Origin of the sequence: Micromonospora sp. WMMD967, assembly GCF_029626165.1 — a bacterium.
GTDB classification, from domain to species: domain Bacteria; phylum Actinomycetota; class Actinomycetes; order Mycobacteriales; family Micromonosporaceae; genus Micromonospora; species Micromonospora taraxaci.
In genome coordinates this window covers 1,638,805-1,653,442 of record NZ_JARUBK010000001.1, presented here as the reverse complement: position 1 = coordinate 1,653,442, position 14,638 = coordinate 1,638,805, and the positions used below count along the sequence as shown (strand labels likewise).

The window sequence follows — 14,638 nt, the reverse complement described above, 5'->3', positions numbered from 1 at the left end:
CACTGCGAACAGCGCCACCGTCAGGACCACGAACACCACGTCAGACACGCTGACTCCTCATAGCGGAAAGGTTCGTCGCGACCGCCTTCCGATCGCGCCGGGCAATCAAAGCCCCACCACCCGCCGGACGGCAGGGGTCATAACGCGACCATGACGGCGGCGAACCTTTTCTTGACGTGGTTTTCACATCCGCACCCCGAACAGGTGAAATGGGGCACAGAACCCGCGACGGCCCGCCTGGTCAGGACTGGTCGACCGCCCTTTGCTCTGCACCTGCGGAGGCGACGCTCACGGTCTGTAGCTGGTGCCTCCGCGGGTGCAGAGCAAAGGGCACGCGAGAGGCATGCGCGGCCCGGACGGGGCCGCGCATGGGGTGGCGGGAGCGGAGGTGCGAGGCCGGGTCAGACCGGGCGGCGGGCCACCAGCACGTCTCGCATGATCGACTGGTCCACCCGGTGCCGCAGCGCCCGGTAGGGCTCGTCGTCGACCACTGTCAGGCCCGCGTCGGCCAGCACCGCCGCAGCGTCGTCGCGGCTGGCGACATGGGTGTTCCAGGAGATACCTAGCGCACCGCCGGGGCGCAGCAACCGCGCCCAGACCGGCGCGGCGTCCGCGAGCAGCGCCAGCGGGTCGCGCGACAGACCCTGATCGGCGGTACGACTGCCGTGCTGTACGCCGTACGGCGCGTCGGCCACGACCAGGTCCACCGTCTCCGGGCGGAAGAACTCCGCCGACCGGGCGGTGTCGGCGTTCACCACGTCCAACAACTGCGTCTGGCCGGCCTTGTGCTCCTCGCGGGTCGGCGCCAACTCGATCCGCACCCGTCGGCCGACCACCTTGCGCTCCCGGCGCACCGGCCCCGACTCCAGCACCCGGTGCTTGAGCCGCTTCTGCTTCAGCCAGGTGGTGACGAACGCCCGGTACGCCTCGACGTCCTTCTGGTCGCGCTCGATCCCGGCGGCGTCGAAGCCGTACATCAGCGCCTGGTTGAGCGTGGTGCCCCGGCCGCAGAGCGGGTCGAGCACCCGGAACCGCCGGCTGGTCATCTCGGTGGCCCAGTCCGAGGCGAGCAGTGTGACGTTGAGCAGCAGCTTGGTGAACTGCTCGTTGGTCTTGCCCGGGTACTTCTGGATGGTGAGCAGGTCGTCGTCGTAGCGGTCCAGCCGGCTCCACTCGACCGGACGCAGCAACTCGCCGACGATCTCGAACAGCGCGTACCCGGCGGAGAGATTGCCCAGGACGGCCAGGTCACGCTCGGTCAGCCCGTCGCCGGTGAACGTCACGTAGGACGCCCCACCCACCACCTCGGTGTCCAGGTCGCCGATCCGACCGTCGAGCGCCGAGCCGCCGAAGATCTGCAGCTCGGCTCGGGTGAGGTCGACGGCGGAGCGGGCGTACACCCGGTTGGTGGCGGGCAGGATCAGCAGGCCGTAGCGCGTCATGGTCCGGCGAGTATTCCACAACGGGTGACGGTCGCCGGGAACCGGAGCGGCCGTCGGAGCGACTACCGGTACATGGGGTGTGAGCAGTGGCGGGAGGTCCTGTCCGCGCAGTTGGACGGGGAGGAGACCGCCGCCGAACGGGCGGCGGCGCAGGGGCACCTTGACGGGTGCGCCGATTGCCGGGCCTGGTTCACGGCGGCGGCTGCGGTGACGCGTCGGATTCGTACCCGTTTGGTCACCGACGTACCCGACCGGACCGCGGCGATCCTGGCCGCCACCGCGGCGGCCCCACCGCCCCGGCGGTCGTGGTGGCGGCGCCTGGGTGGGCGTGGCCCCCTGGTCGCCGGGCTACGTGCGGCGCTCGGCCTGCTCGGCGCGGTGCAGTTGGTGCTCGGCCTGGCCCAGGTGGGCCGGGGCGCGACCGCCGACCACCTGCACCCCACCGGCCAACACCTGTGGCACGAGTCGGCCGCCTGGAACGTGGCGGTCGGTGCCGGCTTCCTCTTCGTGGCGGTACGCCGCACCCCGCCGGCCGGGCTCCTGCCGATGCTCAGCGCGTTCGTCGGCACGCTGCTGCTGCTCTCGGTCAACGACCTGGCCACCGGCTCGGTGGGCGGGGAACGACTGGTCAGCCACGGCTTCCTGGTGGTCGGCTACCTGATCACCGTGCTGCTGTCCCGGCCCGGCCTGCGCCCCGGTGGGCCCGCGCCGCAGCGGCAGCCGACGCCGTCACGCTGGCGGTTCGGCACTGACGAGGTGGAGCGTCCGCTGCGGGTGGTCCGCCCCGAGTCGTATCCCGCCCAGGCCGCCGACCGTTTCGCCGCCCCGGCGGCGCGTGCAGGTCAGGCCACGCGTCGGGCCGGCGACCGCCGCGCCGCCTGAGCTTCGACGGTCCCGCCGCAGCCTCCACCCCGAAGACAACGTTCAGCCCGGGGGTGGCTGGGTGTTGGCCTGCCCCGCGTCCCGGACGAACACGTCCAGGCTGTTGTTGGTGTCGTCGAACACCAGGTTGGTGGCGTACGAGGTGAAGGGAACGAACCGGCCGCTGTAGTCGATCGACGGGTCGTTACTCCGGTCGTTGGCCTGCTCACCCGCGGCGGACACGCTCAACCGGGTCGTAGTGCCGGTGGGCCATTCGTGCCGAAAGACTTCCTCGCCAAAGTTGGTGTCCCCGGGCACCAGGTTGGACGAGGTCGAGACGAAGGCGACTCGGAGGCCGTCGCCACTGAGCGCAGGTTGGTTGCTGTGGCCGTCGGCCTGTGCGCCATCGGAGGCGACGCTCACCCGCCGGGTCACTCCGGTGAGCAGGTCCCGGACGAAGACATCCTCGTAGCCGTTGGTGTCGCCCGGCACCAGGTTGGACGACCAGGAACTGAAGGCGGCGAAGCGGCCGTCGGCGCTGATCGCCGGCCCACTGCTGTCGCCGTCGCCCTGGGCAGCGGCGGAGGACACACTGACCCGGATGGTGGTGGCGAGCAGCAGGTCCCGGACGAAGATGTCCGCGACACCGTTGGTGTCGCCCGGCACCAGGTTGGACGCCTCCGAGTAGAAGATCACGTAGCGGCCGGCACCGCTGATCATCGTCGAGGTGAACCCGCTCGGCCCGCTGCCCTGTGCGCCCGAGCTGGAGACGCTGACCCGGGTGGTCGTCCCGAGCAGCCGGTCGCGGACGAAGACATCCGGCACGCCGTTGGTGTCCCCGGGGACGAGATTTGTCGCGTACGAGGTGAAGCTGACGTAGCGCCCGTCGTAGCTGATGCTCGGCACGGTGCTCTCACTGTTTCCCTGCCCACCCGCGGCGGGAAGGCTGACCCGGCTGGTGGTCGACAGGAGGCGGTCCCGAACGAAGATGTCGAGGGCGCCGTTGGTGTCCCCCGGCACCAGGTTGGAGGCGGCGGAGATGAAGGCGACGTAGCGGCCGGTGCCGCTGGTCGCAGAGCCGAAGCTCACGTCATTGCCCTGGGTGCCGGTGTTGGAGAGGCTGACCAGAGCTGTGGTGCCCAGGAGTCGATCCCGGGCAAAGATGTCGAAGGTGCCGTTGGTGTCCCCCGGCACCAGGTTCGTGGAACCCGATTCGAACGAGACGAATCGACCGGTACGCGAGACGCTGCTGGCGGCACTGCGCGCGTTTCCCTGGACCTCGTCGCTGGACACACTGACCCGGGTGGTCGCGTGGTCGGGCTGTGGCATCGGGGCGGCCGATGCCGCCGGGGCCAGCGCTGCCGTCAGGGCCAGGACCGCCGCGACGGTCAACCCGATCGGTAAACTTCTCACTTCTTCACCAATCCCCTCGAACGTAACCAATTCGACATTGAGGATTGGCGATCAGATTGCCAGTTGTCAAAGCCCTGAACTGCGGAAACGCCCGTTTGACCGAATGGCGGCCAACACGAGTGCAGACGCGCGGGCGACCCCGGTCAGGACGGGTCGTCGGCGAGGACCTGCGGGACGACCTGTTCGACGATGGTCAGCAGGGTGGTGGTGAGCAGCAGGTGCACCTGGGCGCGGGTCAGCACGCCACGCTGGAGCCACTCCCGGGCGGTCGACGTGGCCAACCCGCAGTACGCCCTGACCATGCCGCGAAGTTCCTCGTGGTGCGCCGCCTCGCCGGCCAGCCCGACGGCGACGAGCATGCGGTCCGCGGCGACCTCCTCGGCCTCGGCCAGCACCCGCTCCACGTCGGCGTCCCCGCCCATCCCCCGCGCGGTGACCGCCGCCAACCAGGACGTGCTGTGCCGGGACACCACGTCGAGGAACCAGGTGACGCTCGCGTCGACCCGGGTCCGGAGGTCTCCCTTGGGCAGCCGCTCCACTGCCACCTCCGGAATGGTCACCATGAGCCGGACGACCTCCAGGTAGAGATCCTTCTTCGTACCGAAGTAGTGGTTGACCAGGCCCCGGGCGACACCGGCCTCGCGGGCGACGTCGGTGGTCGACACGTCCGCGTACGGCCGCTCGCCGAACAACCGGACCGCACAGGCCAGGATCTGGCCGCGTCGGGCGTCCGGCTCCAATCGGCGGCGACGGGGAGCCGTCTCGACACTCATCTGCCCGACCCTATCGGCAGCTCACCGCATCGCCCTCGGTGTCAGGGGCCACCGCACCTTGATCATGTGATGAGAAAGAGCTGTGGAAGCCGCTCCGGACCTACTTTTCATCACCTGATCACCGCGCGCCTCGGCGACGCCGAACCACGTGCCGTCCCAGGTGACGCAGATTGGACGCCTCCGAGTAGAGCGCCGCGTTGATCGCACCGACGGCGGCCCCGGGCGCCCGCTGCACCCGGTCGACGTCCTGGACCACCCGGCCGATCAACGTCAGCCGACAACGGAGATCGAACAACTCTCTCCGCGCACAGTGCAGCGCTGCCTCCAGACCCCCGACCCGCTCCCGCAACCACGCCAACTCCGTCGCCTGATCCATGAGCACCCCCTCTCCGACCACGCCCACGCTGCCCCCTAAACAGCGCAGCGAAACCCTCTGGCCACATTCAGCTACTTCTCCTTGACTGTCAACCCTTTCGGGGATCCCCAATCGGGGACCCCTGGTTGGGGATGGGCAAACGTGCCTAGGTTCAAGATGTGGCAGACAGCGGGCCGGGTGAGTTGATGGGGCCGTACGAGATCGGCCAGCGACTCAACGTCTCCCGGAGTCGGTTCCAGCAGATCGCCATGCGGCCGAGCTTCCCGAAGCCATACCAGGAACTACGCGGTATGAAGGTGTGGCTGCGCGCCGATGTCGAAGCGTGGATCGCCGAGCACCGCCCGCCGCGCCCGACCGACGGCGACGAGGCCGAGTAGCACCTGTCCGGCGTGATCCACACGAGATCGCCGACCTGGGCGTATCCGATCGCCTCAATACCACCACATCGCCAATCTGGAGTGGATCACGCTCCAGAGACGTCCCGCGAAGTTGCTGACGGAGCGCCGCGTCGCCCCGGTCGGCGACCGCCCCGGAGCGAGGTTGGCGAACAGCGTGACCCGGGCTCCGTCGAGCAGGGCCGGCGGCGTTGCTCTCATGGCACGAAGCTCGCCCGTCACGGCACAGTCGGGGCGACGATCCGCGTCGTGTGCGGGTTGGATCCGGCGGGCTACTTGATCGACTCGATGTCCTGCAAGGCGGGGTGTCCCGCTCGGGTGGACGGCCCGACTTCACGGAACATGAGTCAATCAAGGCGTCGCGGGCTTATTGACACGCCGCCAACAGGGCGCGAGGGTGGTGCTCATGCCGACGCCCCCACTCGACGGTCCACCCTCGCCCTGGCGGCAGCCGGAGCACGACGACCTCGCCGACCTGGCCCGCACCTTCTTCACCAAGGAGGTACTGCCACACGACGAGCGCCTGCAGACGCAGGGCCACCCGGACCGCGAGCACTACCGGCGCGCCGGTGAGCTGGGGTTGCTCGGCCTGTCCGTGCCGGAGGAGTACGGCGGCGGGGGCGGCGGTTTCACCCACGAGGCCGTGCTGCTGCACGAGCAGGCGTATACCGGGGAGAGCAGCCTCGGGCTGGCCGTACACAGTGGGATCGTCACCGGCTACCTGGCGGCGTACGGCAGCGAGGAGCAGAAGCGGCGCTGGCTGCCTGGCCTGTGCAGCGGTGAGTTGGTCGGCGCTATCGCGATGACCGAGCCGGACGGCGGCTCCGATCTTCAGGCGATGCGTACCCGGGCGGTCCGGGACGGTGACGACTACCTGGTCACCGGCGCGAAGACGTTCATCACCAACGGCGGCCTGGCCGATCTGATCATCGTGGCCGTGAAGACCGACCCCGAGCAGCGGGCGGCCGGTGTCTCGCTGCTCGTCTGCGAGGTGAGCGGCGACCCGGAGGGGTTCCGCCGGGGGCGACTGCTGTCCAAGATCGGGCTGCACGCGAACGACACCGCGGAGCTGTTCTTCGACGAGTTCCGGGTGCCGGCGGCCAACCTGCTCGGCAGCGTCGAGGGAATGGGCTTCATCCAGCTCATGCAGCAACTCCCGCAGGAGCGGCTGGTCATCGGTGTCGGCGCGGTCGCGGCGATGGAACGCGCGGTCGCGCTGACCGTCGCGTACGCCAAGGAGCGCACCGCCTTCGGCAAGCCGCTGATGGGCCACCAGAACACCCGGATGGTGCTCGCTGAGTGCGCCACCCGTACCCGGGTCAGCCGGGTCTTCCTGGACGACTGCATCGTCCGGCACAGCCGCGGCGACCTGGACGTGGCTACCGCCGCAATGGCGAAGTCGTGGCTCACCGACGGGCAGTGCGAGGTCATCGACAGGTGCCTGCAGATCTTCGGCGGCTACGGCTACACGACCGAATATCCGATCGCCCGGATGTACGCCGACGCCCGGGTGCAGAAGATCTACGGCGGCACCAACGAGATCATGAAGGAGCTGATCGCCCGTGTCCTCTGAGGCGTACGTCTATGACGCGGTCCGCACCCCGCGCGGACGCGGCCGGGACACCGGCGCGCTGCACGGGGTCAAGCCGATCTCGCTGGTGGTCGGCCTGATCGACGCGTTGCGCGAGCGCAACCCCGGCTTGGACGTGGGCCGGTTGGAGGATCTTCTCCTCGGCATCGTCACCCCGGTCGGCGAGCAGGGCGGCGACCTGGCGCGGGCCGCCGCGCTGCTGGCGGGTCTGCCCGACGAGGTGGGCGGGGTGCAGCTCAACCGGTTCTGCGCGTCCGGGTTGGAGGCGGTCAACTCCGCCGCCGCGCGGATCCGCTCGGGTTGGGAGCACCTGCTGCTGGCCGGCGGTGTGGAGTCGATGTCCCGGGTGCCGATGGGCTCCGACGGCGCGGCCTGGGCGACCGACCCGCAGACCGCGCTGGCCACGTCGTTCGTGCCGCAGGGCGTCAGCGCCGACCTGATCGCGACCCTTGAGGGTTTCACCCGCGACGACGTCGACGGCTATGCGGTGCGGTCGCAGGAACGGGCCGCCAAGGCGTGGGCCGGCGGGCACTTCGCGCGTTCGGTGGTGCCGGTCCGCGACGGCAACGGGTTGGACATCCTCAGCGTCGACGAGCACCCGCGCCCGGAGACGACCCGGGAGGCGCTGGCCCGGCTCACCCCGTCCTTCGCCACGATCGGCGAGGCAGCCGGCTTCGACGCCGTGGCGTTGCAGAAGTTCCACTGGTTGGAGGCGATCGAGCACGTCCACCACGCCGGCAACTCGTCCGGCATCGTGGACGGTGCGGCGCTGGTGCTGATCGGCTCCGAGCAGGTCGGCCGCGACCTCGGCCTCACCCCACGCGCCCGGATCGTCGGCGCGGCGGTCACCGGGGCGGACCCGACGCTGATGTTGACCGGTCCGATCCCGGCCACCCACAAGGCGCTCGCCGTCGCCGGGCTGACAGTCGACGACATCGACCTGTTCGAGATCAACGAGGCGTTCGCCGCGGTGGTGCTGAAGTACGTCCGTGACCTGGGGCTCGACCCGGACCGGGTGAACGTCAACGGCGGCGCGATCGCTCTCGGCCACCCGCTCGGCGCGACCGGAGCCATGCTGCTCGGCACCGCGTTGGACGAGTTGGAGCGTCGCGACCTGCGCCGCGCCGTGGTGACCCTCTGCATCGGCGGCGGCATGGGCGTCGCCACCGTTCTCGAGCGCTGCTGACCCGGAGGACGACAATGACCGACACCATCCGGTACGACCGCGGCGCCGACGGCATCGTCACGCTCACCCTGGACGACCCGACCCAGTCCGCGAACACCATGAACCGGGCGTACGCCGCGTCGATGAGCGCCGCCCTCGACCGGCTGGAGGCCGAGCCCGACCTTGTCGGGGTCATCGTGACCAGCGCGAAGTCGACGTTCTTCGCCGGCGGTGACCTGCCGGAGATGATCAAGGCCACCCGGGCTGACGCGCCAGCGCTGGCCGACCTGCTCGGCACCATCAAACGGGACCTACGCCGGTTGGAGACGCTGGGCCGACCGGTGGTCGCGGCGGTCAACGGCTCCGCGCTCGGTGGCGGTCTGGAGATCACGCTCGCCTGCCACCGCCGGATCGCGCTGGACGTGTCCGACAGTCGGCTCGGGTTGCCCGAGGTGACCCTGGGTCTGCTGCCCGGGGCCGGCGGGGTGACCCGGACGGTACGGATGCTCGGCCTGGCCGGTGCGCTGACCACTGTGCTGCTCACCGGCCGGAGGATGCGGCCGGCCGACGCCCTGGCCGCCGGGATCGTGGACGAGGTGGTCGCCACCGAGGCGGAGATGCTGGACTCCGCCCGTGCCTGGATCGCCGCCAACCCCCACCCGAAGCAGCCGTGGGACCGGCCGGACTACCGGATGCCCGGCGGCACCCCGGCCAGCCGCTCGCTGGCCGCCCAGTTGCCCGCCTTCCCGGCCACCCTGCGCAAACAGCTCAAGGGTGCCCGGCTGCCCGCACCGGAGGCGATCCTGGCCACCGCCGTGGAAGGCGCGCAGGTCGACGTGGACACCGCGCTCACCGTGGAGACCCGGCACCTGATCGGCCTGCTGACCGGGCAGGTCGCCAAGAACATGATCGGGGCGTTCTTCTTCGACCTGAAGGCCGTCAACGGCGGTGCCGCCCGACCGTCGGTGGACGTCGAGCCGGTGCGGCGGGTGGCGGTGCTCGGCGCGGGCATGATGGGCGCGGGCATCGCGTACTCCTGCGCCAGCGCCGGCATCGACGTGGTGGTCAGGGACGTCACGGCGGAGGCCGCCGGACGGGCCCGGGAGCACGCCGAACGGTTGCTGGCCCGTCGGGTACGCAAGGGTCGGGCCACGGAGGCGGAAGCCCGCGCGGTGCTGGACCGGATCACCACCACCGACCAGGTGGACGCCCTCGCCGGCTGCGACGCGGTCATCGAGGCGGTCTTCGAGGACCCGGCGCTGAAGAAGGCCGTCTTCGCCGAGGTGCTGCCGGTGCTGGCGCCCGGCGCACTGATCGCCTCCAACACGTCCACCCTGCCGATCACCGGGCTGGCCGAGGGGGTGGACCGGCCGGCCGACTTCATCGGCATGCACTTCTTCTCGCCGGTGGACCGGATGCCACTGCTGGAGATCGTGGTCGGTGAGCGCACCGGCGACAACGCGCTGGCCCGCGCGTTCGACCTGGGTCGGCGGATCGGAAAGACCCCGATCGTGGTCAACGACGGCCGGGGCTTCTTCACCAGCCGGGTGATCGGCCAGTTCATGGACGAGGCGATCGGCATGGTCGCCGAGGGCGTCCCCGCCGCGTCGGTGGAGCAGGCCGCGTTGCAGGCCGGCTACCCGACCGGGCCGCTCGCGCTGGCCGACGAGGTGAGCCTCACCCTGATCCAGCGGATCCGCCGTCAGTTCGAGGCCGCCAGCGGGGAGTTCCTGCCGCTGCCGGCGCACCGGCTCGTGGACGAGCTGGTCGACGCGTACGACCGACCGGGCCGTGCCGCCGGGCGCGGCTTCTACTCGTACGACGACGGCACCCGGGGCCGGTTGTGGCCCGGCCTCGCGGACCTGACCACCGACGCGGGAAGGGCGGTGCCGTTCACGGACCTTCAGGAGCGGATGCTGTTCGCCGAGGCACTCGACGCGCTGCGCTGCCTCGACGAGGGCGTACTGCGGACCGAGACCGACGCCAACATCGGCTCGATCTTCGGCATCGGCTTCCCCGCGTGGACGGGAGGGGTGATCCGCTACGTCCGGCAGTACGCGGGCGGCCCGGCCGGCTTCGCGGCCCGCGCCACCGAGTTGGCCGACCGCTACGGCGACCGGTTCACGCCGCCCGCCGACCTGGTCGACCGGCTCGCCGCCCGCCCCGCCGAACCGGCCGGCGTCGCGTGACGGCCCCCTGGCCCAGCCCTGGCGGAAATGCGGCGGCCGACGACCTGGGCACCGGAGGACGCGGCGGGCCGCTGGCCGGGGTACGCGTTGTCGAACTGGCCAGCCTCGCCCCGGCCCCGTTCGGCTGCATGGTGCTCGCCGACCTGGGCGCGGACGTGGTGCGGGTGGACCGGCCGGGCGCACCGGGAGCGGGCCGGCTGGCCGCGCCGACCGGCGGGCCGTTGCAGCGCGGCCGGCGGATCACCGCACTGGACCTGAAGACCCCCGACGGGGTGGCGGACCTGTTGCGTCTGGTCGACAGGGCCGACGTGCTGGTCGAGGCGTACCGGCCGGGGGTGGCCGAGCGGCTCGGCTTCGGCCCGCAGGTGTGCCGGACCCGCAACCCCCGACTGGTGTACGCGCGGATGACCGGCTGGGGTCAGGACGGCCCGCTGGCGGCCAGAGCCGGGCACGACATCGACTACATCGCTGTCGCCGGGGCGTTGGAGCCGCTGGGACGCGCGGGCGAGCGCCCGTACGCCCCGATGAACCTGCTCGGCGACTTCGGTGGGGGCGGCATGCTGCTCGCCGTCGGGGTGCTGGCGGCACTGCTGGAACGGGAACGCTCCGGCGTCGGCCAGGTGGTCGACGCCGCCATGGTGGACGGTTCGGCCCTGCTCACCTCGTTCCTGCACGGGCTGCTCGGCACCGGTCTGTGGGCAGCGCCGCGCGGGCACAACATGTTCGACGGCGGGGCGCCGTTCTACGACACGTACGCCACCTCGGACGGTGGATTCATGGCCGTCGGCGCGATGGAACCGGCCTTCTACGCCGTACTCCTGGCCGGCCTCGACCTGGCCGACGACCCGGACCTGCCCGCGCAGTACGACCCGAGCGGCTGGGACGAGCTGCGGCGACGGTTCACCGAGCGGTTCGCCGAGCGCACCCGGGACGAGTGGACCGCGGTCTTCGCCGACCTGGACGCCTGCGTCGCGCCGGTGCTCGCTCCCGGCGAGGCGCACCGGCACCCGCACAACGCCGCCCGGGACACGTTCGTGGAGGTGGGTGGGGAGATCCAACCCGCGCCGGCGCCGCGCTTCGACCGAACGCCGACGACGCGCCCCACCCCAGCCCCCGACCCGGAGCGCGACACCCAACAGGTAGCGGACATCCTCACCGGCTGGCCCGCGCGCCCACCCTCAAGTTGATCAAGAGGTTTGCGTCACGAATCCGGGGCGGGTTCAGGGGGTCGGTGCAAGCAGTAGCCGATCAAGGGCTTCTGCGGGAGTGTCCCATCCCAGGGTCTGGCGGGGGCGGCGGTTGAGTTGGATTGCGACGGTGTCGAGGTCGCTCTGGCTGATGGTGCGGAAATCGGTCTTGCCTTTGGGGAAGTATTGACGGAGCAGGCCGTTGGTGTTCTCGTTGCTGCCCCGTTGCCACGGGCTGTGCGGATCGCACAGGTAGACGGCGCAGCCGGTGGCCAGCGTGAAGGTGGTGTGCTCGGCCAGTTCGGCGCCCTGGTCCCAGGTCAGCGAGCGGGCCAGGTGTCGGGGCAGCTGGGCGAGCTGGGCGCGGACCACGGCCAGTACTTCAGGGCTGGTCCGGTCCACGGGCAGGGCACCGAGCAGCGCGTAACGGGTCGTGCGTTCGACCAGAGTGACGATCGCTGAGGTGCCGTTACGGCCGATCAGCAGGTCGCCCTCCCAATGGCCCGGCACCGCCCGGTCCTGCACCTCGGCAGGCCGGGCACTGATGTGAACGTCCTCGGTGACCCACGGCCGCCCCCGGATCGCCCGGCGGGCGGCCTGCGCCGCGCGCGACTGTGAACGACGTTGCTGCCGTCGGCTGCGCAACGCGTCATCGACCAGTTCCCGCAGGCTGCCCCGCGCCCGCAGGTAGATCGACTGATAGATCGTCTCGTGGGACACCCTCATCTCCGGCTGGTCCGGGAACTCACGCCGCAACCGCGCGACAATCTGCCGCGGCGACCAGCGCTCACCCAGCCATTGCACCACCGTCGAGCGCAACGGCCCAGGCTGACTCAACACCCGCGGCTTCGGCCGGCGCCGCCGCGCATCGGCCTTACGCTGCGCCCAGTCAGCCTGATACCCCCACCGATACAAGCCACCACGCACCGCACCGAGCGGGTTCTTCACCCCATGCCGCGACGAGTTCCCCCGCTGCACCTCCCGCCACACCGACGACAGTCCCACCCCGATCGCCGCTGCGATCTGCGTCAACGTCGACCCCTGACCCCACAGATGCTCGATCACCTGCCGATGACCCGCAGTCAACACATGCGCTCGCGCCACCCAAACTCCTTCGACCGGTCCGTACCGTGATCAACGATCACTTGCACGGACCGGTCGAACCCGCCGTCCTCTGGTGACGCAAACGTCTTGATCAACCGCGTTGGGCGGCGGACCGGCGTTCGCGTCCAGGTACGTGGCCAGCACCGAGTGACCGGCCGCCCCCGACCAGCGCGCCGATCCGCACCGCCGGCCTGGCGCGCCCGGGGCACCGGGGCACCGGGGCACCGGGGCACCGGGGCACCGGGGCACCGGGGCACCGGGGCACCGGGGCACCGGGGCACCGGGGCACCGGGGCACCGGGGCACCGGGGCACCGGGGCACCGGGGCACCGGGGCACCGGGGCACCGGGGCACCGGGGCACCGGGGCACCGGGGCACCGGGGCACCGGGGCACCGGGGCACCAGCCTGAGCGGGCCGGCATGCCGAGCAGCAGGTGTTGCGCCCAAGGTCAATACGAGATCGGCGAAGTGGGGCGATCATCTGTCCGGGATACCGCCACTTCGGGGACCTGATGTGGATCACGCCAGGCCGGGCCGGGCCAGGCCAGGCCGGGCCGGACAGATGCCCGTTTCGCGACTCCGGCACCCAGCGGGGCATGATCATTGAGCCTGGAGGGGCAGCGGAGGTCAGAGCCAGTGAAGGAGGTGCCCGTGCCGGACGCTGACGAACTCGTCGCCAACGCGCTCGCGGCGGTGCGCGGCACCGACGTACGGCAGGCCGAACGGCAGCTGGACCAGCTGATGGTCGGCACCGGCGCGGCGGACGGCGCCACGGCGGTGGACGCGGCGCTGGTGGGCCGCCTGGTCCGCGGTCTGAGCCGACTGTGGCCGCGCGGCTGGCAGCCGGCCGACGTGGACCGGATCGCCAACCGGCGGCTCGGCGGCCGGGCGGCACTGCTGGTCCGCGCGGCGATGGCCGCCCAACGGCGTACGCAGGCCGAACCGGTCCCCGCCTGGTGGGACGACCAGCTACGCGCGCTGACCGCCGACGTCAGCGACGACGACGTGCTGGCGTCCTGGACGATCGCGGAGGGCCTGGACCGGGCCGACGCGCTCCGCACCGCCGTGGACACTCTCGCGCTGGTGGAGAGCCTGCCGCCGATCGCGGTGCTGCGTCCACCGCCGGGCACCACCGGCGCGGTGACCGCCCGACCGGCGGGAGCGACCCGCAGCGGGTCACCGATGCTCGACCGGGTACGGGCGTTGCTGGCCAAGGCCGAGTCGACGACCTTCCCGGCCGAGGCGGAGGCGTTGACCGCCAAGGCGCAGGAGCTGATTGCCCGGCACAGCATCGACGAGGCGCTGCTGGCCGCCGGAGCGGAGCGCGGCGACCAGCCCGGTGGGGTACGCCTGAGCACCGACACCCCGTACGCGGGCGCGAAGGCGTTGCTGGTGCAGGAGGTGGCGGCGGCGAACCGGTGCGAGGCGGTCTGGTCGGACGATCTCGGCTTCACCACCGTGCTGGGGTGGCCGGCGGATCTGGTGGCGGTGGAACTGCTCTACACCTCGTTGCTGGTGCAGGCGACGGCCGCGATGCTGCGGGGGCGCGCCGAGCGGCGCTCGGGGTCGGGACGGCGGACGAAGGTGTGGGACGAGTCGTTCCTCAACGCGTTCGCGCTGCGGATCGGCGAGCGGCTACGTACGGCCACCGAGGCGGCGACCGACGCGGCGGACCGGGCGGCGGCCGAGACGGCCGGGGCGGAGCGGCTGTTGCCGGTGCTCGCCGCGCGCGGTGAGGCGGTCCGGGAGCGGCTGGACACGCTCTTCCCCGGCGTCACCCGGCATCGACTCAGCGTCCGGGACGCCGAGGGTTGGTCCTCCGGCACGTCGGCCGCCGACCGGGCGTCGTTGGACGTCGGCGGCGCTCGGAAGCCCCGGCAGGTGCCCGGCGGGCCCGACCGGCGCCCACCCGGGCGGCGCTGACCGCACCACCACCGCCGGCTCGACCGGCGTGAGAGCACCACTGGCGGCTCGACCCGCGTGGAAGCACCACCACCACCACCGCCGGCTCGACCGGCGTGGGAGCACCACCGGCAGGGATTTCTGCGATTTTCTTCGCTGAGCCGTAGGGAACGGGGCGACGACTCCGACCCTCCGGTGAGCCGTGCCCCGACCGGGGTGCGACCGAGGCCTGAGGAGAGCA

General features: G+C 71.5%; 13 protein-coding genes. 7 read left to right on the top strand and 6 right to left on the bottom strand.

Annotated features, from left to right (window positions below; genetic code table 11):
* Positions 1–401 precede the first annotated feature (401 nt).
* The gene (locus O7631_RS07850; RefSeq protein ID WP_278143659.1) at positions 402–1,442 is read right to left on the bottom strand and encodes an SAM-dependent methyltransferase; all 1,041 of its coding nucleotides are present in this window, start codon (positions 1,440–1,442) and stop codon (positions 402–404) included.
* Between the two features lie 72 nt (positions 1,443–1,514).
* Here O7631_RS07850 and O7631_RS07845 point away from each other — a divergent pair, with 72 nt between their 5' ends.
* Positions 1,515–2,324: a zf-HC2 domain-containing protein gene (locus O7631_RS07845; RefSeq protein ID WP_278147876.1), complete on the top strand. Its 810-nt coding sequence runs from the start codon at positions 1,515–1,517 to the stop codon at positions 2,322–2,324.
* Positions 2,325–2,366: 42 nt separating this feature from the next.
* Here the strand turns inward: O7631_RS07845 and O7631_RS07840 are convergent, their stop codons facing one another.
* The 3 genes from O7631_RS07840 to O7631_RS07830 all read right to left on the bottom strand — a co-directional run bounded on the left by O7631_RS07840 (position 2,367) and on the right by O7631_RS07830 (position 4,865).
* Positions 2,367–3,716, bottom strand: a complete 1,350-nt coding sequence (locus O7631_RS07840; protein ID WP_278143658.1) for a hypothetical protein — start codon at positions 3,714–3,716, stop codon at positions 2,367–2,369.
* Between the two features lie 143 nt (positions 3,717–3,859).
* Entirely contained in the window at positions 3,860–4,489 is a 630-nt protein-coding gene (locus tag O7631_RS07835) for a TetR/AcrR family transcriptional regulator (protein WP_278143657.1), read from the bottom strand.
* Positions 4,490–4,607: 118 nt separating this feature from the next.
* The gene (locus O7631_RS07830) at positions 4,608–4,865 is read right to left on the bottom strand and encodes a hypothetical protein (protein ID WP_278143655.1); all 258 of its coding nucleotides are present in this window, start codon (positions 4,863–4,865) and stop codon (positions 4,608–4,610) included.
* 158 nt (positions 4,866–5,023) lie between these two features.
* Between O7631_RS07830 and O7631_RS07825 the strand changes: the two genes are divergently transcribed.
* Positions 5,024–5,242 (top strand): hypothetical protein, encoded by a 219-nt coding sequence (locus O7631_RS07825; RefSeq protein ID WP_331716389.1) that lies wholly within the window; start codon positions 5,024–5,026, stop codon positions 5,240–5,242.
* A gap of 54 nt (positions 5,243–5,296) precedes the next feature.
* On the opposite strand, the gene O7631_RS07820 is transcribed toward O7631_RS07825, so the two are convergent.
* Positions 5,297–5,461, bottom strand: a complete 165-nt coding sequence (locus O7631_RS07820) for a hypothetical protein (protein ID WP_278143654.1) — start codon at positions 5,459–5,461, stop codon at positions 5,297–5,299.
* Positions 5,462–5,666: 205 nt separating this feature from the next.
* On the opposite strand from O7631_RS07820, the gene O7631_RS07815 reads away from it, so the two are divergent.
* The 4 genes from O7631_RS07815 to O7631_RS07800 are packed head-to-tail and all read left to right on the top strand — an operon-like array spanning position 5,667 to position 11,392.
* Positions 5,667–6,833 carry an acyl-CoA dehydrogenase family protein gene (locus O7631_RS07815; RefSeq protein WP_278143653.1) on the top strand — a complete coding sequence of 389 codons (1,167 nt, stop codon included), beginning with the start codon at positions 5,667–5,669 and terminating at the stop codon, positions 6,831–6,833.
* Positions 6,823–8,037 carry an acetyl-CoA C-acetyltransferase gene (locus O7631_RS07810; protein ID WP_278143652.1) on the top strand — a complete coding sequence of 405 codons (1,215 nt, stop codon included), beginning with the start codon at positions 6,823–6,825 and terminating at the stop codon, positions 8,035–8,037. Before O7631_RS07815 ends, O7631_RS07810 begins: the two co-directional genes overlap by 11 nt.
* A 14-nt stretch (positions 8,038–8,051) precedes the next feature.
* Positions 8,052–10,205 (top strand): 3-hydroxyacyl-CoA dehydrogenase NAD-binding domain-containing protein, encoded by a 2,154-nt coding sequence (locus tag O7631_RS07805; RefSeq protein ID WP_278143651.1) that lies wholly within the window; start codon positions 8,052–8,054, stop codon positions 10,203–10,205.
* A 44-nt stretch (positions 10,206–10,249) separates the two neighbouring features.
* Positions 10,250–11,392, top strand: coding sequence for a CaiB/BaiF CoA-transferase family protein (locus O7631_RS07800; RefSeq protein ID WP_278147875.1), 1,143 nt, complete (start codon positions 10,250–10,252; stop codon positions 11,390–11,392).
* Between the two features lie 33 nt (positions 11,393–11,425).
* Here the strand turns inward: O7631_RS07800 and O7631_RS07795 are convergent, their stop codons facing one another.
* Entirely contained in the window at positions 11,426–12,382 is a 957-nt protein-coding gene (locus O7631_RS07795) for an IS30 family transposase (protein WP_278147874.1), read from the bottom strand.
* A 764-nt stretch (positions 12,383–13,146) separates the two neighbouring features.
* On the opposite strand from O7631_RS07795, the gene O7631_RS07790 reads away from it, so the two are divergent.
* On the top strand, positions 13,147–14,418 hold the full coding sequence (locus tag O7631_RS07790) for a DUF2786 domain-containing protein (protein WP_278143650.1): 1,272 nt from the start codon (positions 13,147–13,149) through the stop codon (positions 14,416–14,418).
* Positions 14,419–14,638: the final 220 nt, after the last annotated feature.